Source organism: Halomonas sp. PA16-9 (genome assembly GCF_009728585.1).
GTDB lineage: Bacteria > Pseudomonadota > Gammaproteobacteria > Pseudomonadales > Halomonadaceae > Vreelandella > Vreelandella titanicae.
The window spans coordinates 1,389,177-1,410,899 of the sequence record NZ_CP040451.1; the positions used below are offsets into that span (position 1 = coordinate 1,389,177).

Consider the following 21,723-nt stretch of genomic DNA (forward strand, 5'->3'; position numbering starts at 1 on the left):
GATTAACCACCATCAAGAACAGGCGGGTGCTATCTTCGGATGGCACCCGCTTTTTATTGCGGTCACGATAATCAAGCTAGCTGACTAAGATCAAGGTAGAGGTGGCGCCCAAAAGCTAATCTGGACTAAGCTGGAAGTAACAATACATCACCGGCTAAGTACCGGGGGAGGCGCCATCATGAACGATCTACTGCACGCTGCTACGCAGTTTCCGACCATCGTCTTTACGTTGCTACTCGGGTTGTTGGCTCTTTACTGGCTGTTAGTGATTATCCGTTTAGCCCCTCTGGAGCTGTTTGAACGCGATAGCCTCAAAGAAGACCATCTCGCCAGCACGCTGGTTTCTCTAGGCTTCGCTGGGGTTCCCGCGACGCTGGCCTTGACGGTGATTCTGACCATTGCAGCAGTGCTTACATTGGCGATCGAACTACTGGTATTGCGGTGGCTACCGCTTGGCTTGATACGTATACCGGTAGGGGTGCTGGTGCTATGGGCTACGCTGGTGGTTGCTTCGCCTTTGGCGGCGATGCTCTGCCAGGCCTTGCACCGTGGGCTGCACCGTTATCGCCCCTTCACGCGCCGCTGTTTACTGGGGCAAACGGTGGTGGTGACTGAGCGCGAAGGTACTGGTGGGCAGGCGTTCGCAGTCATTGATAATGAGCCCAATAGCAGGGTCAAACTGCTGAGCAAGCACGATGCCCTACCTGTACAGGGGGAGCGCCGAGTGCTGGTGAAGTACTTACCTGAAGAGGGCGCCTATCGCAGCGTCTCTGAGAAGGCGTATCTCGAAACGCGAGTTCGTTTGAATAGACTGCGGCTAAACCAGAAAAATCGCCACTCAACCCATTACTCCACCTCCCACTAATACGACGTTCTATCTGAAGGGCGTCACCGGGAAGCCTAAATGCTAGGCATCCCGGTTATTTCCAACGCCGCCACTGCTGTGTCAGCCACTGCACTGCACGCTGCCAGACAGTGGCGTTTTGCGTCTTATCAACGGAGGTAGGACGAGGTGCGGGGCGGTTTAAAAAGTCGTGAATGGGGTCTACCTGTGCTGGTTTATCCAGCATGGGCGCATGACCACAGTCAGGCACTGTAAGCGTCACAAGCTTAGGCTGTGCTTCGGTCATCCGCGGTAGTGTTTCCGGGTCTAAAAGTGTGGACTCCTCACCGCGTATCACCATCGTCGGGCAGCGAATGTTCGCCCAGTCTGCCCACATGTCGCGCGGCGTATCGTGTACAAACTGCTCGCCGATGCGCGGATCAAAGTGATACGTCCAACTACCATCCGGTAACCGACGGGCACTGTTGAGCGCTAGTTCGCGCCATGCGGATTCACCGGTAATACCGAAACTAGCGTAGTGCTGATTGAGCTCTTGTTGGAGTTCGCTGAAGTTAGAGAAGCGGTGGGTAACGCCGAAATAGCTGGAGAGACCAATAAGACCCTGCGTGTTCAGCTCGGGGCCCACATCGTTAAGAATCAGCCGGGAAATACGCCCACTGTGTTGTGGGTCAGCGGCGATCAACATACCTAGCAGGCCACCCATCGAGGTGCCCAGCCAATCGATGTAATCGAGTTCAAAGTGGTCAAGCAGTGCGATTGCTACTGTCACGTAATGGCTATAAAGGTAGTCGTGAGCAGGGAAAAGCGACCAGCTTGATAAGCCGCGGCCCGGGGTGTCTGGGGCGATAATCCGCCATTCACTGCCGAGTTCCCGCGCCAGCGCGCTAAAGTCGCCACCGTGACGAGCAAAGCCATGCCAGGCGATCAAAGTGCGGGGGGCAGTAGGGTTCCAAATGCGTACGGCGACTTCTAATTCGCGTATGCGAACAAACTCCAAGGCATCCATAGGGTACTCACACGGCTAGAACAGTGGGGCCAGTATAAGCATACTTGCTGCATTGCAGCGAGAGTGGGTGCAATGTTTAACGCTGCATCATGCGAATAGAGGTATCAATCAGCTCGCCACCGCGTTCCCGAATCGAAAAAGCTCCGGGGTTACGTAGCCAGTCGTGGAACAGGCCTCCCAGCATGGACTGCATCAAGCGCGTTGCAATTTCGGGGCTAAGGTCTTCGCGCAACAATTGTTGCTGCTCAGCGAGCACAAAGACATCCAGCATCTCTTCAAAACACTCGTTGCCGATCTGCTCCTGCATGTCGAGCGGGTTAATATCGCTGAAGAACTCGCAGCGATGCAGCAGGATGGAGAGTATTCGCTGATAAGAAGGTTGCTCAAGGCGCACTAAACCCGCATGGCAGGCTAGTCGTATAGACTCCAATGGTGATAATTCGGCGTCGGCTTTGTCGACCTCATCCATCAGCGATTGGAAGGGCATACGCACCTGTTCAACCAGCGCCATGAACAGGTCGCCTTTGTTTTTAAAGTGCCAATAAACGGCGCCGCGAGTAAGGCCTGCATGGCGAGCAATTTGCTCTAAGGAGGTGCGCGCCACGCCCTTGGCAAAAAATACCTCTTCAGCAGCTTCAAGCAGTGCTTCTCGTGTAGCAGCCGCTTCTGCTTTGGTCTTTCTTGCCATGGAAATGCAACCTCATTATCGACACAGTATGGTCATATTTTAACCTAAGAGGGAGAACATTTACATTCAAAACTGTATGGTTAAATGAGCCATCTCATAACGTGGGTTAACAAATTCGTCGTTTCACGACTGAAAGCGTATAAACAGGCAATGAAACAGGCCCTAATGTCGTGAGCAAAACGAATTAAAAAACAGGACAGAAAGCATGGCGCGAGCTCCTTTTCAGCTGGGCGAACATACCATTATGCCCGGCCAACGCTTACAAGTTGATGTGCCGGTGGCGCGCTTATATACCCATACGCCCCTGCATATTCCTGTCGAAGTCGTTCATGGCCGTAAGGATGGACCAGTGCTGTTGGTATGTGGTGGCATTCACGGCGATGAAATCAACGGCGTGGAGATTGTCCGCCGGGTACTGCGCGCGAAAGCGATTAGTAGTATCCGCGGTACCTTGATCGCTGTGCCGGTTGTAAACGTACTTGGTTTCTTGCAGCAAACCCGCTATTTGCCTGATCGGCGTGATCTAAATCGCTGTTTTCCAGGCAGCGAGTCGGGGTCACTTGGCGGCCGTATTGCAAATCTGTTTCGCGAACAAATCGTCGATCACGCTACCCATATTATTGACCTACATACCGGTGCAATCCACCGCACTAATCTGCCGCAAATTCGTGCCCAGCTCCGTCCTGGAAGCGAAACCGAGCGTATGGCCGATGCTTTCGGTGCGCCCGTAGTGCTAAATGCGGAACTGCGTGAAGGTAGCCTGCGCCACTACGCTCAGAACCGCGGGATTCCAGTGCTGACCTATGAAGCCGGCGAGGCGCTGCGTTTTGACGAGTGGGCGATTGCCCCAGGGGTCCGCGGTGTGCTGCGAGTCATGCGCCGACTAGGCATGCTGACCGGCGAACAACGCCGCCGCACGCCAGCACCTGCGGAGCTTGCCAAAGGGTCAAGCTGGGCTCGGGCACCTATCGACGGCATTTTGCGCCCCAAGGTGCGCCTAGGCGCCCGCGTTGCGAAAGGCGAGGTGCTGGGCAAAGTCGCTGACCCTTTTGGCAATGATGAAGGCGAAGTGCGCGCCGCTGCCGACGGTATTGTGATTGGCATGAGTCGCTTGCCGCTGGCCAATGAAGGAGAGGCGCTATTCCATATTGCCCGTTTTGATGAAATTGATGAGGCAGAAACGGCTATTGAGAGCTTTAACTCAAGCTTGGTGCCGCCACCTGATTCGTTTTATTAATCGTAGTTCATAACTCAACGCTATCGCTTCAATAGTTAAGGATTAGCTACTATAAATGGCAAGTCAGTAGCCATTTGACTATACCTAAGGACGGGCTTTGTTAGCGGCTACTCAAAATGATAACACCCAAAACAAATAGCTAAGCTTTCATCGGACTCGAACGAGTGGCGATCAAACGCCACGTCTACCGTGACATGGAGGAAAAGCGATGACGAGCGATAAACCTAATCACACCACGACAGATGCGGGTATACCGGTCACCAGTGACGAACACTCGCTTACCATAGGACCCAACGGCCCGATTCTGCTCAACGATCACTACTTGATTGAGCAGATGGCAAACTTTAACCGTGAACGTATTCCCGAGCGTCAGCCTCACGCCAAAGGTGGCGGCGGTTTTGGGCGCTTTGAAGTGACTCATGATGTCAGCAAGTACACCAAGGCAGCCGTGTTCCAGCCGGGCACGACCACTGAAACACTGATGCGTTTCTCAACCGTGGCCGGCGAACGGGGTAGCCCGGACACATGGCGTGACCCGCGCGGGTTCTCGATCAAGTTCTACACCACAGAAGGCAACTTCGACATGGTGGGGAATAATACGCCGGTGTTCTTTATTCGCGACCCGATGAAGTTTCAGCACTTTATCCGCTCGCAAAAGCGCCGCGCAGATACCAATCTTCGTGACCATGATATGCAGTGGGATTTCTGGACGCTGTCGCCTGAATCGGCTCACCAAGTGGCTTGGCTGATGGGGGATCGGGGTATCCCGAAAACCTGGCGTCATATGAACGGCTACTCCAGCCATACTTATATGTGGATCAACGCAGAGGGTGAGCGGTTTTGGGTCAAGTACCATTTTAAAACCGACCAGGGAATCGATTTCCTCACCCAGGAAGAAGCGGACAAAATGGCTGGCGCAGACGCTGACTACCATACCCGCGACCTCTATCAAGCCCTTAAAAATGGCGATCACCCCAGCTGGACGCTGAAAGTGCAGATCATGCCGTTTGAAGAGGCGAAGACCTACCGTTATAACCCTTCGATCTGACCAAAGTGTGGCCCCATGCGGACTACCCGATGATTGAAGTGGGTAAACTCATCTTGGATCGTAATCCCACGGATTATCACACCGAGATCGAGCAAGCGGCATTTGAGCCCAATAATATGGTACCAGGTACCGGTTTAAGCCCTGATAAAATGCTGCTGGCGCGTGGGTTCTCCTACGCCGATGCCCACCGCGCGCGGCTTGGCGTGAACTATAAGCAGATCCCGGTGAATTCGCCGAAGTCGCCGGTGCACAGCTACACTAAAGATGGCGCGATGCGGGTGCAAAATGTCACCGACCCGGTTTATGCACCCAACTCGAAAGGCGGCCCCTCTGCCGATGCTGAGCGCTACCCTATGGATAACACCTGGGAAGTGAGTGGTGACTTTGTGCGCACCGCCTACACCCTGCGCCGCGATGACGACGATTGGGGGCAGGCCCATACCCTGGTGCGTGAAGTGATGGATGACGCCCAGCGTGACCGTTTGGTGTCGAACGTTGTTGGTCATCTATCGGATGGTGTTACGGAGCCGGTGCTTCAGCGTGCGTTTGAGTATTGGCGCAATATTGACCAGGAAGTCGGCGACCGCATCGCTAAAGGCGTGAAAGGCGGCTAACGCGTGACTTTTTAAGCACACGGCGCGCCGTCCACACCTTCAACGCTTAAGCGGGAAGGGGGGCAGAAAGGGCGGCGGGCTGTGTGTCTTGAGCCTCTGGCTCACGCACTAAACTTAACGCTTCATCAAATAGGCGCAATCCTGCGCCTTCTTTATGGGCGTGTTCTGACAAATGACGCCGGAAGCGCCTGCCGCCGGGGCAACCCTGGAATAAACCCAGCAGGTGGCGGGTAATATGATTCAGCTTCGCGCCTTCATCCAAGCGCTGCTGAATATACGGCCGGAAAGCGTTCGCAGCATCCAAACGGCTCTCTGCCGGGCCTTGCTCACCAAACAACTGTTCATCGACACCAGCGAGCAGCCACGGGTTTTGATACGCCTCACGCCCCACCATCACGCTATCCACATGGGTAAGCTGCGCTTGGCACTCCGCCAGCGTTTTAATCCCGCCGTTAATGCCAATATGCAATTCAGGGCGGCTCTGCTTTAGACGATGAACACGGGGGTAGTTAAGCGGCGGCACATCGCGGTTCTGTTTAGGCGACAAACCCTGCAGCCACGCCTTACGGGCGTGAACGGTAAACACCTCGCAGCCTGCGTCAGCAACGATAGCGATAAACTGCTCAAGATCAGCGTCCTCATCCTGGTCATCAATACCAATACGGCACTTCACCGTGACCGGAATAGACACCGCAGCCTGCATTGCCCGCACTGCCTCTGCCACCTTTTCGGGGTAGCCCATCAAGCACGCGCCAATCAGGTTGTTCTGCACGCGGTCACTCGGGCAGCCGACGTTCAGGTTCACCTCGTCATAGCCCCAGGCTTCGGCAATCGCTGCGCACTCAGCCAGCTCACCGGCGTCGCTGCCGCCTAACTGCAGTGCAAGCGGATGCTCCACCTCGTTATAGCCCAAAAAGCGCTCACGGGGCGTCCCGTGCAAAATCGCACCGGTAGTGACCATCTCGGTATACAGCAGCGCACGCTTGGTTAAGGTGCGTGCTAGCGCTCTGTAATCGCGGGTTGTCCAATCCATCATGGGCGCGACGGAGAAAGTTCTATCCAGCTCCGGGCGGACAATGCCTGGTTTCATGCGGTTTTGCGCGGTTGTGTTATCATTCATAGCTGTTCATATTTACAGTGGTTGAGCCACGTTTTTAGCTAATTGGTGTCACAAATTTGGCACTTCGTGGCACTTTCATTTGTCACTTTTCGAGGCAGTGATGGCGACGATCGTGAAGCGTCCAAAAAGGGACGGCAGTTTCTCATATCTAGCGCGTATTCGCATTGCGCGTACTGGTCAACCTGACTACTCAGAGTCTAAAACATTCCTAAAAAGGCGATGGCTGCCGAATGGGCCAAACGTAGGGAGCTGGAGTTGGCCACACCGGGTGGGGTGCTTACTGCGAAATGGAAGGGCGTTACTTTACACGATGCGATTGAGCGCTACCTGCATGAATTTGCCGATGGAGCAGGTCGTAGTAAGAGAGCCACCATTGAGCAGCTCCGGCGCTTTCCGATCGCTCGCGTCAAAATTACTGAGCTCAGCAGTGAGCAGCTAATTGATCATGTGCAGATGCGTCGGCGTAGTGGCGTGAAAGCGTCTACGGCATCGCTCGATATGACCTGGTTAGGCATTATCTTAAAAACAGCCGTGGCTGCCTGGCGTATGCCTGTCAATTTGAATGAATTTGAATCGGCAAAGTTGCTTCTGAATAGCAAAGGGCTAACTAGCCGGCCTGCATCGCGGGATAGGCGGCCAACAGCCGACGAAATTGAGCGGTTACGGGCTTACTTTGTTCGCTCTCAAAAGATCCGGCCGAATGCGCTTATTCCCATGGAAGACATTATGGATTTTGCGATCGCCTCAGCGCGCCGGCAGGAAGAGATTACCCGGCTCACTTGGGATGATTTGGATACAGAGGCGATGACCTGCTGGGTGCGTGATGCCAAGCACCCACGGCAGAAGTGGGGCAACCATAAGCGCTTTAAGCTCACGCATGAAGCGATGGCCATCGTCCAGCGGCAGCCACGTAAAAAAGATGAGCCACGCATCTTCCCCTATTACGCGAGATCCATTGGCACCCGCTGGCGTGCAGCGACGGAGTCAAAAGGCGTTGAGGATCTGCGCTTTCACGATCTCCGTCATGAGGCTACGTCGCGGCTGTTTGAGGCGGGTTATGAAATCGTGGAGGTGCAGCAGTTCACGCTCCACGAGAGTTGGGATGTGTTGAAACGATACACGCATCTGAGGCCGGAAACACTGCAGCTGCGTTAGTCTTATACCGTTATTTTATGTCAGAGAAGGCCGCCCGAAAGGGCGGCGTGATTAATCGGGGCAGCCATTACGCTCACACTTTCTAACACGGGTATGACAATCCTCCAGTTTGCCTTCTAGTTCCTTGATTCGTTTCACCAGAACATCCTCCCGCGGCAAAGCGCGGCTTTCTAGTGCGCGTATGAAGGCAGCAAGCCGTTCAATTTCGATGCTGGAGAGCGCGCGCTTGCTGGCTGCAGTAAGGGTTCGCTCAATAATACTGTCCACGTTAGTTCTCCAAATTATGTGTGGAGGTAGCGCTACCTTTATGGGCACTGGCAAGCTTACCAACTTCATCCTGCTTCACCAGCGGTTGAGTGGGTATTCCAATCACGTTATTAATCTGACGTAGCTGGCAATGCAGGGTATAGCGCTCATGTGGTCCTTGCGCTTGATCTAACTGGCGAGCACATGAACGGCTTTGTTCCTGCAAAATCAACAGGTAGCGAAACTTGGGTGTATCGCCAATCTCTGCTCGCACCTCTTCCAGCGGGCGCACGCTATTGGCCTGTTGCTGTAATAACTCAATCGCTTGACGTTCGCGCTGGATAAAGTAGTGGCGCACACGACGGCCCATGGCGTTGTTTTCGATCATGGCCAGTTCTTTGGCCATACCTATTGTGAGATGGTAATCGACTCGATTGTGTCCACCACGTGGGTCTCTATTTTTTGCTCCCCCGTTTTGGGGAGCAAAGTTTGTAGGTGTTTGGTTCTCCAAATTGGAGGGATCAAAATCGGAATTCACTTTGCTCGCCGGATTTGGCGAGCAAAAAATTTGTACAGTGACGTAATCTTCAGCCTCAATGAATCCGTACTGCTCGATGCGGCCTCTTATCCAGTTCGAAAAGTCGCGTCCCACTTCCAAAAATTCATGCAGGTCGCGGGCGTTGCAGAGTAATTGCTTGCTTTCAGATTGAAAAACAGGGATCAAATGACTATTCATGATTATCTCCATGAGTGGTGGGCGAGTAGGCCGAGGGCGATAGAGTGGTGAGCGCGTAAATATCGAAGTAGGAGTCGGGCGCGCCGGCTACATGGAAGCCGGCGCATGTCTCACTCATTCACCATCTTCCACTGCTCCCTCGCCTCGGCACGTCTGGCATCGATGTATTGCGCCAGGTCGATCGCGCTGACCAGCCAAGGGCTTTTCTGGGAATCCCCTGCACGATAGGCGGGTACCGGTAAAGCCTGGGCGCCGGCGCGGAAGGCGGCGGTGCGGGGGCTAATGCCGAAGAAGCGCGGGGCGACTTCCTCAAGTGGAAGCTCTGTGCGGCCGTTGAATTCGGCGAGCAGTCCAAAGTATGTGTTCATTGCTGTCTCTCTGGGCGCTGCTTCCACTTCAGGAAGCGTTGGCGAATGCGGCGGAAAGTGGCCGCGGCGGTTGGGTTATGGTCTAACTCGACCCGGCTTTGGATCAGGCAGGCGGCGCAGAGCCAGTCCCGAGCGTCTTGTTCGTTGTGAGTGCCGTCGGGCAGAGTGCTTGCGTCGATCCCAAATTTGGCGCGCCGGCGGCGGTCTAGGTAGAGCTGAAATGCTCGATCCTGGCAGAGCATGGCGGCTTGCCTGGCGAGCTTGCCGCCCTTGGCCTGTTTAGCGCACATGCCGCCTCCGTTGTTCACGAATCCCTTGGCACTCAATGCACGTAGTGGCCCATGGGGCGGCGTTGCGGCGTGCCTGGGGAATCTCCTGGCCACAGTCTTCGCACTCCGGGTTTGGATTGGGAATGTACAGCGAAAGCCGGCTACTCAAGGCGGCCTCCATGCGGCGTTCCATGAGTTCGGTGGCGATGTCGGCGTTGTCTGCCATGGTTACTGTGCCTCTTGTTCAATAGCGGCATAGCGCTGCATCAGGCGACCACCGTTGCATACATAGGTGTGGGGCTCATCGGAGGCGCGGATGCTCCACTCAATTAGCGTTAGCGCAGCCTCCTGTAGTTCGCGATCAATCAAGCGCAGGCGGGTGGGGTCGAGTGGCCAGGCGGCTCCGTTGTAAACGGAGAGCAGCACGCGGCGGCAATGTTGGCTCTGGCCAGACGCCCCATCGGCGACCTTTATAAGACGTAGCAACGCTTCCGGGCCTTCTTCGTCGAGCTGTGCGCGCTTATGGTCGGCTTCGACTTCGGCGGCGATCATTGCCTCCTGAGCTTCACGGTTGCGTTCGCGTAGGCGCTGGGTCACCAGTGGCATTGAGTGGTTGGTCGTCATCACAGGCTCCTTCATGCTTGAAACACCCAGCACTTCACGCTTCCGCCGTTAAGGCGTACACGGGAGTTCACGGTGCGGTTGGAATCGATAAATTTGCGGGTCTTGCTGCTTTTCAGGTAACGCTTCAGCTCGCGCATCTCCGGGGTGCGCAGCTTGTATTCGGCGCAGGTGCGCTCGAAGTCTTTAAGATTGATGGCGATCAGGTCGCTGCCCTTGCCGTAGTGGTTCAGCATCGGTCGTCGCGCAGGCCCTCGATGTAGTCGAAGGCTTCCCAGAATTCAGCGACCAGCGGGTGGTCGGCGTTGATGGATTGCTGGCGTTCGCGGGCCATTTGCTTCACGTGGCCCAGGGCGATATCCAGGGTTTGCTGGTCGAAGAGATCCAAGCCTTCCGGCCCCAGGCACTCCACCAGGGCCATCAGTTGGCCGTGGCACTTGGCGATCCGCAGCACCTTGATATCCGGGTCATCGGCTAACTGGTCGGCGTAGTGGCGGGCGCGTTGGGTGATCAACGCCAGCAGCGCGGCCTCACGTTGGGCCACTGCCAGGGCGAATTGACTAACGTGTTCGATCTCGGTGCGTTCCAGCGCCTCGGCGAGTGCCTTGGTCTGTTTGTTCTGGCCTTCCCGGGTAAAGTGCAGGTGGCAGATACGGGTTTGGATAGCCTCGCCTGCCTGCACCGGGGCGTTCTGGCTGATCACGATGCTGCCGCGGAAGGGCGGCTCGTAGGTGTCGTTGCCGCTGTTCTTTACGCCACGGGCGCGGATCGAGCGGCCGTTGAAGGCGGTTTTGAGTTCATCCCAATCGAACTGCTTCTGTTTGGCGCCGCCTTCCTGCTCGCGGTCGGATTCGATCAATACCACCGGCAGGTTGCTCACCTGGGCGAAGTTGCGCGAGCGTGCCGGCATGGTGGCCTTGCTGGGGTCGAATCCTTCATAGTCGCGCCGGCCGCACAGCTTCCACAGAAACTCGATCAGCGTGGATTTACCCGCGCCGGCTTCGCCTACAATCTCCAGAAACGGGAAGCTGCCCATCTCCGCACGGATCTGCTCGGCCAGCAGGCTGCCCAGCCAGTAGCCCAGGGCGATGACGCCGCGGGTACCGAAGGCGCCCAGCAGCTGCTGTGTCCATTCGGTGTTGAACGCCTTGCGATCGGGGTTGATGTGCAGCGCGACGGATTGGCTGAGGGTTTTCAACTGGCGGCGGGGGCCTAGCTCAAAGAAGTCCTCGCTGTTGATCGGCACTACCTTGCCACCGGCCACGGCAATATCGCCGAACACATAGGCGCCGTGCTCCTTGCTGTAGCCAATGAAGTCGATGGTCTCGACGGTTTTGATGTTGCCGATCTGATCCTGCAGCAGGCTATCCAACTGCTGGCTAGTACCTGTCCATACCGCACCTGGCGCAACGCCCAGCAGGCGCTTTTTGTACTCCGAGGCGGATGCCAATTGGCCACCGCTAAAGGTGTTCTTGATCGGCGGGCGGCCGTCGGGAAACTCCACGCGGTAGTAGTACCAACTTTCATCAGTCACCGCGTTGGCCTGGTAGTAGAGCGCTGTGGGGTAACAGGAGCAGATCCGCTTTACGCTGCCGGATTGCTCCAGGGCAGCGTCGCGCAGGGCGGGGTCGATCTGCCGCTGGTCTTCACCGTCCAGCCCATCGGCGCGCAGGGCGCGGTCGAAGGCGTCCATATCCAGCTTCCACCACCACAGCTGGCGTTTAAACTCGAACCAGAACTCCCGCTGCTCGCGACGCTTGTAGATCAACAGCGCCTTGGCCATGGCCGTGGGGGCCAACAGCAGGTCGCCGTGGTAGCGGTAGGTTTCCAGGTGTTTCTCGGTGAGCTCGTTGCGCTGGTGGGCATCGTTCCAATCGTGGTCGGCGCTGGGGATCTGCGCGGCGTCGCAATCCCAGCCTGCAGCACGGGAGCGCCTTACATGCTTGTGAATGGCGTTGTGGCCAGCACGGTTGTTATCCAGCGCCCACACCAGGGTGGGGCGGCTGGTACCGACTTGGTGGGCGGCATCCGAAAGGGTTTTAAGGCTTCATCCGGGTAGTTGCCGCAGCTCATGGCAGAAACAGCGGCGATGCCGTGATGGTAGAGGGCGATGGCATCAAAGATGCCCTCTACAATCCACACCTCGCCAGCGGCGACCAGATCCGCCGCGGTGAGCGCAGGCGGGCACCACCACTGGCCTTTATAGCGGCCAACGAAATTGGCCTTCTGCTTGCCGAAGCGCTCCGGGTTATCTAGCAAGCGCTCCCAGTAAGCGCCGCCGGGCAGGGCGAAACGCACGGTGGCAGTACCGCCGATCTCCGGCTTCCAGTAGCTCTCCTGGGTGTACCAGCCCTGAATGCGGGCAGGCTCAAAGCCGCGGCCGTCGCGCAGGTAGCCATCCGCCACCGGCGTTGTTGAAGTGGGCTTTTCACCTGCCTTGGTGCTGTAGCGCTCGCTCCAGGAACGGAACAGATCCGGGAACAGCGCTTTCACGTGGATCTGTGCGCCACAGTTGTTTTCCCGCCCGCACTTCAGCATCCACGGCGCATCGGCGTTGATGTACGCCTCGCGCTTACCGCACTCCGGGCAGCGCACCCGTTGCAGGTAGGGGCCGCGCTCGATCGCCTCAAAATCGCTGATTAAGCGCGCAACAATGTCCTGGCGCAGCGATGAATTCACGCTCGCCTCCTTATTTAACAATGTGAAGGAGCTGGGTCGGGTTTTAGCTCACGACGCCTGCTGGGCCGTTATTGCTCCCTTTAGGCGGGGCACAAAACCTAGACCAGTAGCGGAGCTGGGGTCGTGGTGGAAGTGGGAGATGGGCTGCCTTATTCATCAGCTGATTCCTCGTAGTGTTCGTCGTTTGCGGCCAATCGATTAAGGTCAATTTTCATTAGTTGGAGTAAGCGAGGGGCGAAGGGCAGATCCACATTTGGATTCGGCATATCGCTGGGGGTTAAGGTGTTCAGCAACTGAAAACCCACCTTGCCTCGAAAGTTGCACTCGACGTTGCGGCACTCCATCACTCCTTCGCGGTACACCAGTGTTAGTGCCTCACTATTGCGGGTACGCATGTTGTGGCTGCAATGGGGGCAGGGCATACGGTGCTTGGAAGCGGTCGACATCAATGGTTTCTCCCTACGGGGTAAAGGGCGCGGCCACGGCCGGTGAGCCCTTGGGAACCTCGACGAATGCGGCGACGCAACAGCCACTCAGCCGCTTGTGCGCGTGTCTCTAAGCCTTGCTGTTTGCGAACGGCGTCAAGCACGGCGATGGTTTGCTGGTCGAGATCCATCGGTTGTTCCGGCATGGTTACCTCGGATGCGCGGTGGATATGTTCCTGGCCTCACATAGCCCGTTGGGCGATGCTCTCGGTAAGGCCAGCGAGATCGATGCCTAGCACGTCACTGGCTTCCTTCATCAGCATCTGGCGCATGATTTCGGCCTTGGGCACGCCGTTGTAATCGGCATGGGCCTGGATGATGGCAAGCTCATAGTCATCTAGGTAAACGGTGGCTTTATGGGAGCGAACTCGCTTTGGATCCTGGTACATGTTGGAGTCCTTATGCAGCAGGTAGACGAAATGGGTTACAGAAGCGGCATTTGGCTAGGTTTTAGACTGACAGCGCTAAAGTCGGACAGTGGCTTACCCACCATGCGATATAGGTCGCGCAGCTCATCCAGCAATATGTGTTGGTGGAAGGCATTGCGACAGCGCATCAACTCGCGGGTTACGGTGATAATTTGCCGGGAAAAGCCTAGTCGCTCTTTAACAGGCACTTGGCCAAAGAAGCCTTGCTTGCGCAGCGTGGGCAGAACTTCACCGCATACCCAGTTGGCAAATTCCACTGCCTGGGGCTTGTTAGAACGGAATAGCACCCTATACACAGCGGCTTCAGAGAGAAATAACACCTCGCCTGAGCCCCTTTGCCCCTTGAGATATAAGGGGCAAATCCACTCTTCAGGCACTCCTCTAAGGCTCCCTCGCTTGTTACTCCAGGTAATTTCCAAGGCGTCGAACACATCCTTGGCGCAAAACCACGCTTCGCCTTTTTCATCGGTGGCGGTGCGTACCTCAGCCTGCTGGAACAGAAACGGCGTGGCGAGCGGCTGCATATCGGTAGAGATGTTCATGGGTCGCTCCTTATTCGGCATTCAGCGTGTCTTGGTCGTACTCGGCGATGCCGCGCAGCATGAGCATCCGGCCGGTGGCCGACATCGTGCGCATTTCCAGCTCCTGAATGCGCTTCAGTTCCTCCCGCTCGCTTTTCGTGAGGTGAATCATGACGGGGCAGTTACACCCCTTGGGGGCATAAATTGGCTTTGGGGTAATGGTGTTAGTGGTGGCCATGGGTTAGGCTTCCTTAATAGAGTGAAAGACTTTGAACGAGACCTTGATCAAGGGGGCTTAGCGCTCGTAAAGGCGCACCAGCTTGCGCTGCAGGAAGTGTTCATCCATGTAGGTGCGCAGCTCGCAAAGCGCGTCTTCCACCTGCTCGATAGGGGCGTTTTGGGCCAGCATCGTGGCAGCGAGTTGGCCCACGGCTTGGGCGGTGGTGCGCTCTTCTAGCGCTTCTATATCCGCCAGCGGATTAGGCGTGTTAGTGCCGCGGTTCAGTGCGGTTTCGATATTGCGGCGAGTGTGTTCAGAGCAGCGGTCAAGCTCGACCTCGACCCCGCGGAACAGCGTGGTCTGAGTGGTAGGCATAACAATGGTGGCGAAAATGGTGACCATGGCATTGGTTCCCTTAGCTATCTGTAGTGATGTGAAAGACATGAATAGAATGGTTCAGAAAAATGAACCTGTCAATAAGGATGGTTCATAAATATGGTCATTGGTGAGCGCTTAAAAGAAGAACGTGAGCGACTTGGACTGAGCCAGACGGCTCTGGCCCTGATTGGTGGTGTCGGAAAACGACCCAGATCAAATACGAAAAGGCGCTAGTAACCCTGATTCTTCCTATTTGTCGGCGGTTTCTGATGAAGGCGTTGATATTTTTTATGTGCTCAAAGGCCACCGTTCAGGAACAGCAACGGCCCAACCTCTTGGGGTTCCGTTAAGTGAACCATCGCAGAATCTCTCGCCGGTGAAGATGTACGACATCGAAGCGGCAGCGGGCGCTGGCCGTAGCTTTGAAGGCGAGCCGGTAAAAACCACGCTGTATTTTTCCAGGGATGAACTGGCCGAGCAGGGGCTAGATCCTGCCCAGGTGGTGGGCATCAAAGTTCGCGGCGATTCGATGGATGACACCTTGGCCGATGGGGATTGGGTGCTAGTGGATCGCAGTAATCGTGACCCTAAACAGGAAGGTGTGTTTTTGCTGTTGGTGAGTGGGGAACGGCGGATTAAACGAGTGCAGCGCCTGGCGGGCGGCGCGCTGTACTTGATCAGCGACAACGAGCACTACCAGCCGGAAATGATCAAGCCGCAGGATATGCATGATGTGGAGATTCTGGGGCGGTGTGAGATTCGGATTGGGCGGGTGGTTTGATATTTTATTTCAAATAAATAAAAGGGTATAGGTATGGGGAATGTTGTTTCTTTTCATAAAGGTATTGATAGGCTAACAGCCGAAAATCTTATTCGCATTGATAAGCCGGTGGATGAAGGTATTAGGGCTTTGACACAACCTTGCTACCTTAGATGGTCAGACGGAACTGAAAGCCAAGCTTACCTAAAAATATTCGGCTCTAACCTAGGTACTTGTATTATTAATGAGATAACTGGGTTTTTGATAGGTAAAGCTTGTAATTTACCACTTCCTAACAAATTAGGTATGCTGCAACTTCCTGAAGATTTTGTAAAAGCTAATCAGTGTTGTGAATGGGCTATAGCAGTAAGCGAAGTGCCTGGTAAAACACTTAAAATGATTTATAAAGATGTAGGAGTAGATAGCTTTGCTCCTATCTTTGACCATCTTTTTGAATGGTCAAGAATTGAAGATGTCTTGGCATTTGATGACTGGATTGCTAACGGAGATAGGAATATTGGCAATGTGGTAATAGCTGGGTCAAGTTCTTATTATCTAATTGACCATAGTGATGCATTAGTTAAGTCTAATTGGAGTATAGGCGACCTAGATCCAAGTAGACAAGTTGATAGTGTTTTGGCAGAAGGTTATAGATATAATTCACGTGCATGTAGTGATAAGAAACGAAGCTTGTGATTGCTGCTTCCACACATTCTAAAGTATATTCTGATATTGCTAATGGTATTGAAGAAGTTTGGCAGGACTGTTTGCGCCTTATGTTTGGTGATGATTCTGATAAGGTTTTTAATGCGCTTAAAAACTTCATTCAGGAAAGGGCAAATGATGGAGCTGCACGAATACAAGAAAATCCAACGCTTTTAAAGGCGAGCTAAAATGATTAATTTAGAGTCGTTAATTAGTTCAAATTCTTCTAAAGATAGTGTTAATGGTGACTGGTATGTCATCCAGTGGAGCCCTGAGCCTCGAAATGGTGAGCGCTTTAATTTGGGCGTGGCTGTAAGTCATAGCGGTGGAGATGTTGATTTTAAAGTTCTCGATTTTTTTAATAGATTTGAATGTGTTTATGGTAAAAGTAGTGAAGCTGTGTTTCATGCACAATTAGCAGTAGAAGTTATTGAGCATTATCTTGACGAAAGGCGAGAGGATAACTTAGTAGTTATTAATCAAAACCCTCATTTCTTCATTGATAAAAGAGGTGTTGTAAGAGGGGAGGATGTGCATGTTTTAGTAAATCAACTTTTTGATGAAATGGTGCCAATGGGAAGGCCAGAGGAAAAGCTGTTAAGAGCTACCAGTGTAAGCAGAACAAGGGCTGTAAATGAGGTTAGAAGAATTTTAAGGTCAAGAATGGGTAGTCTTAAGAACTTTATGCCTTCGAATCCATATGTTACTCCAGAAGGTAGTAGTAGAATATACTTACCAGTGAGAACAAAAAATTCAACAGCTACCGTTGCAAGTGCCAGGGTGTCAGGTGAACATACTGCTAGGCTGAATATTTATGAAGCTCAAAAAGATATATCTTTATCAAAGGGTTTTATAAACAAGAAAAATAATTATATGCATATACTTTTGCCAGATAATAATCTTAGTGATAAAATTTTAAATAGTATTGAAAATCAAATAGATAACGTTTCATACATGTTAAAAAAGGAAGATATTTCTTTGGTTACACATAATGATGAAGAGGAGCTTGCTGTTTACATTCAAGAAGCATACCAAGCTACGGGTTAGTATGTTGCTTTTTAGATGTTTTATTGGCCCATTTACAATTTGGGAGTGGGGTTCTTTTATTCTTGTTTGCCGCTCCCTCATCCGTATACGCCACCATCAACTCATCCCAATTCGTCGTATAGCGCGGGCTTCGGTTCGCGCAGCGTAGGTGCCAGGGGGCGTTCTTTTCTGGCAGCCCCAGGCGTACCGTTCCTTTTCCATCTTCTCGTTTAGCGCGTCCATGGTGGCCATTAGCTTTTGGCTGCGCTGGCGTTCTTCTTCCGTTTGCGGTGTGTCCATTAGGCTGAGCTGTTGGCGGTTCTCGTCGGTCAGGTCGATCAGCATCACACCCGCTTTCTTATAGCCATACTTAGGGCGGTAGATCTTGCGTAGTGCTTCCTGGGCGGCGTGGAGTATGTCGCGGGTGTCCTGGCTTGGGCGTTCCATTTCTACCGCCAGGCTGGGGGAGTATTGGGGCAGGTCGGGCCTGAAACGGTCGGTTTTGAGAAACACCAGCACGGCGCGGGCGAGGCTCTTTTGCTCACGTAGCTTTTCGGCGCCGCGTTGGGCGTGTTGGCGAACAGCGCCTTGTAGGTCGCAGAGCTGTGAGGTGGGGCGGCCAAACGATCGGCTGGTCATGATGCGCTGGCGGGGTTCGTTAAAGTCGTTCATTTCCAGGCAGCTAATGCCGCGCAGCTCCAGCACCGTGCGCTCCATGTTGACCGAGAACTTACGCCGCAGGCGTTTGGCGTCTGCTTCGCGGAGATCCCAGGCGGTGTTGATGCCCAGGATCTGCAGGCGCTCGTTTAACCGGCGGCCAACGCCCCACACATCGCTGACCTCGATCTGCTTTAGCAGGTGTTTGGCTTCGTCGCTTTCCGCGTGAAGGATGCAAACGCCGGGGTAGCCGGGGTGTTTCTTGGCAATGCGGTTGGCCAGCTTGGCAAGGGTGTGTGTTGCGGCGACGCCTACACAGACGGGGATGCCGGTGCCGCGGCGAATCATCCGATGCAGTGATTTGGCGCGCTCTAACAGCGCTTCAGGCTCGAAGCCATCCATACGCACGAACATTTCATCAATGGAGTAGGGCTCTACCCCAGCGGTTTCACGCTCCAGGATGCCTTGCACCCGGTGGGACATATCGCCGTAAAGTTCATAGTTGGAGGAGTGCAACACGATCTCGCCGCGTTCGACTAGGTGACGCACCTGGTGGGCGGGGGTGCCCATCTCGATACCCAGCGCTTTCAGCTCTTCCGATCGGGCGATAATGCAGCCGTCGTTGTTGGACATAATGCCCACCGGGCGGCCGTTCAGCTTGTGGTTGAACACCCGCTCGCAGCTGACGTAGAAATTGTTGCAGTCCACCAAGCCAATCATGTTGTCACCATAACTCTTGTTAAATACTGTTTGTTTACACAGTATTTGCGGTAGGAAAAGCGACAGGCAAACGCTAATGTACGTCGCTTAATGTGGAGCAAGCACAGGGCCACAGCATGCGAGTAAATTAATTAGGGCCAGTGGTAATGGGCGTGGAGCACCCAGCGATAGCAGAATTAGATAAGCGAAAATTTCCACCTAGCTGTTTTCTGGTGGAAATAAGCGAGGACGCACGCCCCGGCGGGCTATGGACGGAGGGCGATGTGCTGGTGGTGGATGAGGCGCGTTCGTTTGGCCACGGGGATCTGGTGGTGGCTGAGGTGGAAGGGGAATTCCGATTGTTTAAATCCCACCGCGTGGGTAGCCGTTGCCGGTTGTTGCCCACCGCTGGTGGTCAGGGGTGTTTATTACCACTAAGCAGTATCGGGGGGTGGTGGTGCAAGCCAGGTGTTGGGCGGTGTAGGTTATTTCTTACAAACAGATGGCAAAATGCTTACATCATTTATTCTGCATGTTTGGCATAATGGTTAAGTCGCCTTGTAGCACGCGGGGCGGGAATCGCCTCGCCAGAATCATGCGGCAATAAAAACCCCCGGCTATTTGGAGTGGCCGGGGGTTTTGTTTTTCCTTAGTTATGCGCCTTTGCGTGCCCTGGCCAGTTCGGCCATGGCGACGCGGGAAAGAAAGCCCGAGCGGGTTTTATCGCCGGGATGGCTGGCGACAAAGTCATCAATCTGCTTAACCAGTAGATCAGGCAGAGTAACGTTGATTTTGTGGCTTTTTCCCAGGTAGGGGGTCAGGTCAATATCCACCACCGCCCAGATCCAGCCAGCGTAATCAGGATTGTCCATGTGGTGCTCAATGGACGTTGCTTCGGGAATGGGGTCGCCATACTCCACGGCTACTTCCAGCCATCCTTCGATCGCTTCCTTGGCGTTAATCATCGCCTCTTCAAACGTATCGCCTGCTGAGTAGCAGCCGGGCAAATCAGGTACCGCCACGCCATAGGCGTGTTGTTCGTCGCCACGTTCAATTGCAATGGGAAACAACATACGTTGATCTCCTGTAAGGGGGCAGCAGTGACCAGCCTCATAAGAGGCCGGCGCTTTTTCTGATTGCTCTTACCAATCCCGTTTTCAAATCCTTTTTGGGATGTGGCACGGTGACCGTGCCGGGCTTGGTAGGGTGCCTGAAGTGGTGGTGGCTGCCGTTGACCCTGACCAGCTCCCAACCGTCTTTCTTCAGTTCTTTTATCAGTGCTCTGCTATCCACCTCCTGCCCCTGTGCTGTTAACTATGGGGTTACTATAACCCTGAAACGAAAAATGGTCAATTTCTATAACCCTGATAACCCCGTTTGGTGAACGGGTGGGGGGCTTAGATGTTGTTCCAGCTTATGGCGTTGTAAGAGATCTCTTACAAATCTTGTCGACGATGGCTTACATAAACGGATCAATTTATCTGCCATGCTGCCAATGACGCTTGGATGCGCGAGCTGGAAGGAATCAGCTTTTCTGTAAGGAGACGGATGCCAAAAGCCCTCGGCCAACGGATGGCCGGGGTTGTCTGGTGTTGCTTGTTAAGGGCCCATCCCGATAATTCCCACCGACACATCTGCGTTAATATTCACTGCGTCTCCATCCTAATACTGCAGGTGTAACCCCGCTCCGTGAAATTGTGGGTGACTTCGTCAATGATCCAGGGCGTGGCGTTGATCTCTGGCTTGTAGCCTTGGGCTGTGACCGGGGTTTCGGGGGAGATGTCAGCCCTGCCCAGTGCCAGCGTTAGCTCAAATTCTGCCTGGCCGCGCTGAATGCGTTGCCATTCACTGCGAGCGGCGCCCAGGGCGTTGACTTCTGTGGCGTAGGAGGAAGGGGGGTACCGTTTGTTTAAATCCCACCGCGTGGGTAGCCGGTGCCGTTTAACACGGACGAAAACTTGAGAAGATAGGTTTGTCGCTTGGAAGCATGCGGGACGGAATCCGCCTCGACAGAAGGATGCGGCAACGAGATATGCCCCGGCCATGGATGGCTGAAGGGTTTCGTACCTTCACACTCAAATTTGTTTTGCATTCTATGCATGTGCTAAGTTCATTTGACTGTATCTGGACTGTGCACCTTGGCCAGGGGGTGGAATGAGCAAAATTTCAGAAATTAACTCTTACCAACGAGCTAGTGAAGTCTTGAACCTTGTAGGTGCTGATGAACCTATCGCGGTTAACGCAAATAATTTTGTTTCTTTAATAGGTGATTATCACTTAACTGATTCTGAGCCTCCTCTTCAGTGCTGTTGCGAAAAGAAACTGAAAAAACTTTGTGGCCAAAATCACAGAAATGGATATGTAGTTGAGCTAAAAGGCAACGCGAAATCTTTGCTAGGGAGTACTTGCGTTAATGACTTCGATCCAGAAGGTGAGCTGAAGAAATCAGTAAGTCATTATGATAACAAAAAAGGTATTTGGAAAGGGTTAGTTATATAAACCATTGCTTTTATGACAAACAAAAAATTTTAAATTCTCTAAGTAAGGAGAGTGATCGGTTAGGTGAAGTCAATGAATTTATTTCCAGTTTGATGAGGTCATTACCCTCCCGCGTTCTATCTACATTACAAGGCATGGCTAAAACAGAAAGAATAGCGGTAACAGTAGATGTTAGAAAAGTCGTTGAAGGTAAGAACAAAGAAACAGGTGAAATCGAAAGAGATGTGGATGTCTTTACTCATACTGTTGGGCATGCCTACGGTGTGAGCCTTTTTAGTCATGATTATAGATTTAAGTTAATGTCAGACCTGAGGCGAAAAATCGATCTATTAAATGATTTGGAATACTTCAAGCATGATACTGGGCCAAGAGTGGTTTCTAGAATTCATAAAGAGCTGTTAGAGATAGAAGTAATCTGTGATCAGGCTAGGGCTTTTTGTTCGGAGCAAGTTGTTTTTGAAAATTCAGACAGAAAATATTTTATTTATCTAACCTCAGATCGAAAAGAGCGAATCAATTTATACCGGATGTGGTACTTGGGGAAATTCAGTGAGCCAATATCAATATCAAAGGCAGAACGGGAAATATCGCTAAGCGACTCTGAGATAATTAACAAGTTTGGAGCAACAAATTTGATTATAGACGCTTAATAGATTCAGTTTTTCACCTCACACCTTACCTGCGTCCCGAAACCACCATCATTCAGCGAATGAG

Annotated in this window: 33 protein-coding genes and 1 pseudogene; 11 read left to right on the plus strand and 23 right to left on the minus strand. The window is 53.4% G+C overall.

Annotated features, from left to right (window positions below; translation table 11 throughout):
• Positions 1-178: 178 nt before the first annotated feature.
• A complete protein-coding gene (locus FDY98_RS06360; protein ID WP_027959767.1) occupies positions 179-865 on the plus strand; it encodes a hypothetical protein in 687 nt (228 codons plus the stop codon).
• Positions 866-920: 55 nt separating this feature from the next.
• Here the strand turns inward: FDY98_RS06360 and FDY98_RS06365 are convergent, their stop codons facing one another.
• Together FDY98_RS06365 and FDY98_RS06370 are read right to left on the minus strand one after the other, a co-directional pair.
• Entirely contained in the window at positions 921-1,850 is a 930-nt protein-coding gene (locus FDY98_RS06365) for an alpha/beta fold hydrolase (RefSeq protein ID WP_027959766.1), read from the minus strand.
• A 76-nt stretch (positions 1,851-1,926) separates the two neighbouring features.
• Positions 1,927-2,538 carry a TetR family transcriptional regulator gene (locus FDY98_RS06370; protein WP_027959765.1) on the minus strand — a complete coding sequence of 204 codons (612 nt, stop codon included), beginning with the start codon at positions 2,536-2,538 and terminating at the stop codon, positions 1,927-1,929.
• 205 nt (positions 2,539-2,743) lie between these two features.
• Here FDY98_RS06370 and FDY98_RS06375 point away from each other — a divergent pair, with 205 nt between their 5' ends.
• Together FDY98_RS06375 and FDY98_RS06380 are read left to right on the plus strand one after the other, a co-directional pair.
• Entirely contained in the window at positions 2,744-3,775 is a 1,032-nt protein-coding gene (locus FDY98_RS06375; protein WP_009287287.1) for a succinylglutamate desuccinylase/aspartoacylase family protein, read from the plus strand.
• A 208-nt stretch (positions 3,776-3,983) separates the two neighbouring features.
• Positions 3,984-5,437: pseudogene (locus FDY98_RS06380) on the plus strand (catalase).
• Positions 5,438-5,483: 46 nt separating this feature from the next.
• On the opposite strand, the gene dusA reads toward FDY98_RS06380, so the two are convergent.
• Complete coding sequence (gene dusA / locus FDY98_RS06385; protein WP_027959764.1) at positions 5,484-6,557, minus strand: tRNA dihydrouridine(20/20a) synthase DusA; 1,074 nt, start codon at positions 6,555-6,557, stop codon at positions 5,484-5,486.
• Between the two features lie 219 nt (positions 6,558-6,776).
• On the opposite strand from dusA, the gene FDY98_RS06390 reads away from it, so the two are divergent.
• Positions 6,777-7,712, plus strand: coding sequence for a tyrosine-type recombinase/integrase (locus FDY98_RS06390; protein WP_051430555.1), 936 nt, complete (start codon positions 6,777-6,779; stop codon positions 7,710-7,712).
• A gap of 51 nt (positions 7,713-7,763) precedes the next feature.
• Here the strand turns inward: FDY98_RS06390 and FDY98_RS06395 are convergent, their stop codons facing one another.
• The 16 genes from FDY98_RS06395 to FDY98_RS06455 all read right to left on the minus strand — a co-directional run bounded on the left by FDY98_RS06395 (position 7,764) and on the right by FDY98_RS06455 (position 14,687).
• Positions 7,764-7,979, minus strand: coding sequence for a hypothetical protein (locus FDY98_RS06395; RefSeq protein WP_027959763.1), 216 nt, complete (start codon positions 7,977-7,979; stop codon positions 7,764-7,766).
• A 1-nt stretch (position 7,980) separates the two neighbouring features.
• Positions 7,981-8,694 (minus strand): antA/AntB antirepressor family protein, encoded by a 714-nt coding sequence (locus FDY98_RS06400; protein WP_051430554.1) that lies wholly within the window; start codon positions 8,692-8,694, stop codon positions 7,981-7,983.
• Positions 8,687-8,812, minus strand: a complete 126-nt coding sequence (locus FDY98_RS27250; RefSeq protein WP_269318617.1) for a hypothetical protein — start codon at positions 8,810-8,812, stop codon at positions 8,687-8,689. Before FDY98_RS27250 ends, FDY98_RS06400 begins: the two co-directional genes overlap by 8 nt.
• Entirely contained in the window at positions 8,805-9,062 is a 258-nt protein-coding gene (locus FDY98_RS06405; protein ID WP_027959762.1) for a pyocin activator PrtN family protein, read from the minus strand. Before FDY98_RS06405 ends, FDY98_RS27250 begins: the two co-directional genes overlap by 8 nt.
• The gene (locus FDY98_RS06410) at positions 9,059-9,352 is read right to left on the minus strand and encodes a hypothetical protein (RefSeq protein WP_027959761.1); all 294 of its coding nucleotides are present in this window, start codon (positions 9,350-9,352) and stop codon (positions 9,059-9,061) included. The genes FDY98_RS06405 and FDY98_RS06410 overlap by 4 nt, the downstream gene beginning before the upstream one ends.
• The gene (locus tag FDY98_RS06415) at positions 9,342-9,557 is read right to left on the minus strand and encodes a TraR/DksA family transcriptional regulator (RefSeq protein WP_027959760.1); all 216 of its coding nucleotides are present in this window, start codon (positions 9,555-9,557) and stop codon (positions 9,342-9,344) included. The genes FDY98_RS06410 and FDY98_RS06415 overlap by 11 nt, the downstream gene beginning before the upstream one ends.
• Before the next feature lie 2 nt (positions 9,558-9,559).
• On the minus strand, positions 9,560-9,955 hold the full coding sequence (locus tag FDY98_RS06420) for a DUF7673 family protein (protein ID WP_027959759.1): 396 nt from the start codon (positions 9,953-9,955) through the stop codon (positions 9,560-9,562).
• Positions 9,956-9,966: 11 nt separating this feature from the next.
• Complete coding sequence (locus FDY98_RS26045) at positions 9,967-10,188, minus strand: hypothetical protein (RefSeq protein ID WP_196518172.1); 222 nt, start codon at positions 10,186-10,188, stop codon at positions 9,967-9,969.
• On the minus strand, positions 10,182-11,942 hold the full coding sequence (locus FDY98_RS06425; RefSeq protein ID WP_196518173.1) for a toprim domain-containing protein: 1,761 nt from the start codon (positions 11,940-11,942) through the stop codon (positions 10,182-10,184). The genes FDY98_RS26045 and FDY98_RS06425 overlap by 7 nt, the downstream gene beginning before the upstream one ends.
• Entirely contained in the window at positions 11,888-12,631 is a 744-nt protein-coding gene (locus tag FDY98_RS26050) for a toprim domain-containing protein (protein WP_196518175.1), read from the minus strand. Before FDY98_RS26050 ends, FDY98_RS06425 begins: the two co-directional genes overlap by 55 nt.
• A 149-nt stretch (positions 12,632-12,780) precedes the next feature.
• Complete coding sequence (locus FDY98_RS06430) at positions 12,781-13,077, minus strand: ogr/Delta-like zinc finger family protein (protein WP_051430553.1); 297 nt, start codon at positions 13,075-13,077, stop codon at positions 12,781-12,783.
• Complete coding sequence (locus FDY98_RS06435; protein ID WP_027959757.1) at positions 13,077-13,262, minus strand: hypothetical protein; 186 nt, start codon at positions 13,260-13,262, stop codon at positions 13,077-13,079. The genes FDY98_RS06430 and FDY98_RS06435 overlap by 1 nt, the downstream gene beginning before the upstream one ends.
• 36 nt (positions 13,263-13,298) lie before the next feature.
• Positions 13,299-13,505, minus strand: coding sequence for a ribbon-helix-helix protein, CopG family (locus tag FDY98_RS06440; RefSeq protein WP_027959756.1), 207 nt, complete (start codon positions 13,503-13,505; stop codon positions 13,299-13,301).
• A 35-nt stretch (positions 13,506-13,540) separates the two neighbouring features.
• The gene (locus FDY98_RS06445; RefSeq protein WP_051430552.1) at positions 13,541-14,086 is read right to left on the minus strand and encodes a BRO-N domain-containing protein; all 546 of its coding nucleotides are present in this window, start codon (positions 14,084-14,086) and stop codon (positions 13,541-13,543) included.
• A 10-nt stretch (positions 14,087-14,096) separates the two neighbouring features.
• Positions 14,097-14,303, minus strand: a complete 207-nt coding sequence (locus FDY98_RS06450; RefSeq protein ID WP_027959755.1) for a hypothetical protein — start codon at positions 14,301-14,303, stop codon at positions 14,097-14,099.
• Between the two features lie 57 nt (positions 14,304-14,360).
• On the minus strand, positions 14,361-14,687 hold the full coding sequence (locus FDY98_RS06455) for a hypothetical protein (protein WP_027959754.1): 327 nt from the start codon (positions 14,685-14,687) through the stop codon (positions 14,361-14,363).
• A 229-nt stretch (positions 14,688-14,916) separates the two neighbouring features.
• Here FDY98_RS06455 and FDY98_RS06460 point away from each other — a divergent pair, with 229 nt between their 5' ends.
• Genes FDY98_RS06460 through FDY98_RS06475 form a run of 4 tightly spaced genes read left to right on the plus strand, consistent with a single transcriptional unit; the run spans position 14,917 to position 17,175 of the window.
• The gene (locus FDY98_RS06460; protein ID WP_155705718.1) at positions 14,917-15,444 is read left to right on the plus strand and encodes a S24 family peptidase; all 528 of its coding nucleotides are present in this window, start codon (positions 14,917-14,919) and stop codon (positions 15,442-15,444) included.
• Positions 15,445-15,477: 33 nt separating this feature from the next.
• On the plus strand, positions 15,478-16,119 hold the full coding sequence (locus FDY98_RS06465; protein ID WP_155705719.1) for a hypothetical protein: 642 nt from the start codon (positions 15,478-15,480) through the stop codon (positions 16,117-16,119).
• Positions 16,116-16,316 (plus strand): hypothetical protein, encoded by a 201-nt coding sequence (locus tag FDY98_RS06470; protein ID WP_155705720.1) that lies wholly within the window; start codon positions 16,116-16,118, stop codon positions 16,314-16,316. The genes FDY98_RS06465 and FDY98_RS06470 overlap by 4 nt, the downstream gene beginning before the upstream one ends.
• 1 nt (position 16,317) lies before the next feature.
• Positions 16,318-17,175 (plus strand): hypothetical protein, encoded by an 858-nt coding sequence (locus FDY98_RS06475; protein WP_035538558.1) that lies wholly within the window; start codon positions 16,318-16,320, stop codon positions 17,173-17,175.
• On the opposite strand, the gene FDY98_RS27255 is transcribed toward FDY98_RS06475, so the two are convergent.
• Positions 17,165-17,356: a DUF4113 domain-containing protein gene (locus FDY98_RS27255; RefSeq protein ID WP_340146862.1), complete on the minus strand. Its 192-nt coding sequence runs from the start codon at positions 17,354-17,356 to the stop codon at positions 17,165-17,167. The two genes, FDY98_RS06475 and FDY98_RS27255, sit on opposite strands and share 11 nt — an antisense overlap.
• Positions 17,272-18,531 carry a Y-family DNA polymerase gene (locus FDY98_RS06480; RefSeq protein ID WP_340146793.1) on the minus strand — a complete coding sequence of 420 codons (1,260 nt, stop codon included), beginning with the start codon at positions 18,529-18,531 and terminating at the stop codon, positions 17,272-17,274. Before FDY98_RS06480 ends, FDY98_RS27255 begins: the two co-directional genes overlap by 85 nt.
• Before the next feature lie 146 nt (positions 18,532-18,677).
• Here FDY98_RS06480 and FDY98_RS29360 point away from each other — a divergent pair, with 146 nt between their 5' ends.
• On the plus strand, positions 18,678-19,055 hold the full coding sequence (locus FDY98_RS29360) for a S24 family peptidase (RefSeq protein WP_442907946.1): 378 nt from the start codon (positions 18,678-18,680) through the stop codon (positions 19,053-19,055).
• 108 nt (positions 19,056-19,163) lie between these two features.
• On the opposite strand, the gene FDY98_RS06485 is transcribed toward FDY98_RS29360, so the two are convergent.
• Entirely contained in the window at positions 19,164-19,583 is a 420-nt protein-coding gene (locus FDY98_RS06485) for a type II toxin-antitoxin system HicB family antitoxin (protein ID WP_027959750.1), read from the minus strand.
• Between the two features lie 37 nt (positions 19,584-19,620).
• Entirely contained in the window at positions 19,621-19,803 is a 183-nt protein-coding gene (locus tag FDY98_RS06490) for a type II toxin-antitoxin system HicA family toxin (RefSeq protein ID WP_081742621.1), read from the minus strand.
• 861 nt (positions 19,804-20,664) lie between these two features.
• Between FDY98_RS06490 and FDY98_RS06495 the strand changes: the two genes are divergently transcribed.
• The gene (locus FDY98_RS06495) at positions 20,665-21,009 is read left to right on the plus strand and encodes a hypothetical protein (protein ID WP_155705721.1); all 345 of its coding nucleotides are present in this window, start codon (positions 20,665-20,667) and stop codon (positions 21,007-21,009) included.
• Positions 20,988-21,659, plus strand: coding sequence for a hypothetical protein (locus FDY98_RS06500; RefSeq protein WP_155705722.1), 672 nt, complete (start codon positions 20,988-20,990; stop codon positions 21,657-21,659). Before FDY98_RS06495 ends, FDY98_RS06500 begins: the two co-directional genes overlap by 22 nt.
• Positions 21,660-21,723 lie beyond the last annotated feature (64 nt).

Bases quoted from the DNA above. Each gene is read 5' to 3' on its own strand.
- FDY98_RS06360 (WP_027959767.1), top strand. From the start codon at position 179: ATGAACGATCTACTGCACGCTGCTACGCAGTTTCCGACCATCGTCTTT.
- FDY98_RS06365 (WP_027959766.1), bottom strand. From the start codon at position 1,850: ATGGATGCCTTGGAGTTTGTTCGCATACGCGAATTAGAAGTCGCCGTA.
- FDY98_RS06370 (WP_027959765.1), bottom strand. From the start codon at position 2,538: ATGGCAAGAAAGACCAAAGCAGAAGCGGCTGCTACACGAGAAGCACTG.
- FDY98_RS06375 (WP_009287287.1), top strand. From the start codon at position 2,744: ATGGCGCGAGCTCCTTTTCAGCTGGGCGAACATACCATTATGCCCGGC.
- dusA (WP_027959764.1), bottom strand. From the start codon at position 6,557: ATGAATGATAACACAACCGCGCAAAACCGCATGAAACCAGGCATTGTC.
- FDY98_RS06390 (WP_051430555.1), top strand. From the start codon at position 6,777: ATGGCTGCCGAATGGGCCAAACGTAGGGAGCTGGAGTTGGCCACACCG.
- FDY98_RS06400 (WP_051430554.1), bottom strand. From the start codon at position 8,694: ATGAATAGTCATTTGATCCCTGTTTTTCAATCTGAAAGCAAGCAATTA.
- FDY98_RS27250 (WP_269318617.1), bottom strand. From the start codon at position 8,812: ATGAGTGAGACATGCGCCGGCTTCCATGTAGCCGGCGCGCCCGACTCC.
- FDY98_RS06405 (WP_027959762.1), bottom strand. From the start codon at position 9,062: ATGAACACATACTTTGGACTGCTCGCCGAATTCAACGGCCGCACAGAG.
- FDY98_RS06410 (WP_027959761.1), bottom strand. From the start codon at position 9,352: ATGTGCGCTAAACAGGCCAAGGGCGGCAAGCTCGCCAGGCAAGCCGCC.
- FDY98_RS06415 (WP_027959760.1), bottom strand. From the start codon at position 9,557: ATGGCAGACAACGCCGACATCGCCACCGAACTCATGGAACGCCGCATG.
- FDY98_RS06420 (WP_027959759.1), bottom strand. From the start codon at position 9,955: ATGACGACCAACCACTCAATGCCACTGGTGACCCAGCGCCTACGCGAA.
- FDY98_RS26045 (WP_196518172.1), bottom strand. From the start codon at position 10,188: ATGCTGAACCACTACGGCAAGGGCAGCGACCTGATCGCCATCAATCTT.
- FDY98_RS06430 (WP_051430553.1), bottom strand. From the start codon at position 13,077: ATGTCGACCGCTTCCAAGCACCGTATGCCCTGCCCCCATTGCAGCCAC.
- FDY98_RS06435 (WP_027959757.1), bottom strand. From the start codon at position 13,262: ATGCCGGAACAACCGATGGATCTCGACCAGCAAACCATCGCCGTGCTT.
- FDY98_RS06440 (WP_027959756.1), bottom strand. From the start codon at position 13,505: ATGTACCAGGATCCAAAGCGAGTTCGCTCCCATAAAGCCACCGTTTAC.
- FDY98_RS06445 (WP_051430552.1), bottom strand. From the start codon at position 14,086: ATGAACATCTCTACCGATATGCAGCCGCTCGCCACGCCGTTTCTGTTC.
- FDY98_RS06450 (WP_027959755.1), bottom strand. From the start codon at position 14,303: ATGGCCACCACTAACACCATTACCCCAAAGCCAATTTATGCCCCCAAG.
- FDY98_RS06455 (WP_027959754.1), bottom strand. From the start codon at position 14,687: ATGGTCACCATTTTCGCCACCATTGTTATGCCTACCACTCAGACCACG.
- FDY98_RS06465 (WP_155705719.1), top strand. From the start codon at position 15,478: ATGGGGAATGTTGTTTCTTTTCATAAAGGTATTGATAGGCTAACAGCC.
- FDY98_RS06475 (WP_035538558.1), top strand. From the start codon at position 16,318: ATGATTAATTTAGAGTCGTTAATTAGTTCAAATTCTTCTAAAGATAGT.
- FDY98_RS06480 (WP_340146793.1), bottom strand. From the start codon at position 18,531: ATGATTGGCTTGGTGGACTGCAACAATTTCTACGTCAGCTGCGAGCGG.
- FDY98_RS29360 (WP_442907946.1), top strand. From the start codon at position 18,678: ATGGGCGTGGAGCACCCAGCGATAGCAGAATTAGATAAGCGAAAATTT.
- FDY98_RS06485 (WP_027959750.1), bottom strand. From the start codon at position 19,583: ATGTTGTTTCCCATTGCAATTGAACGTGGCGACGAACAACACGCCTAT.
- FDY98_RS06495 (WP_155705721.1), top strand. From the start codon at position 20,665: ATGAGCAAAATTTCAGAAATTAACTCTTACCAACGAGCTAGTGAAGTC.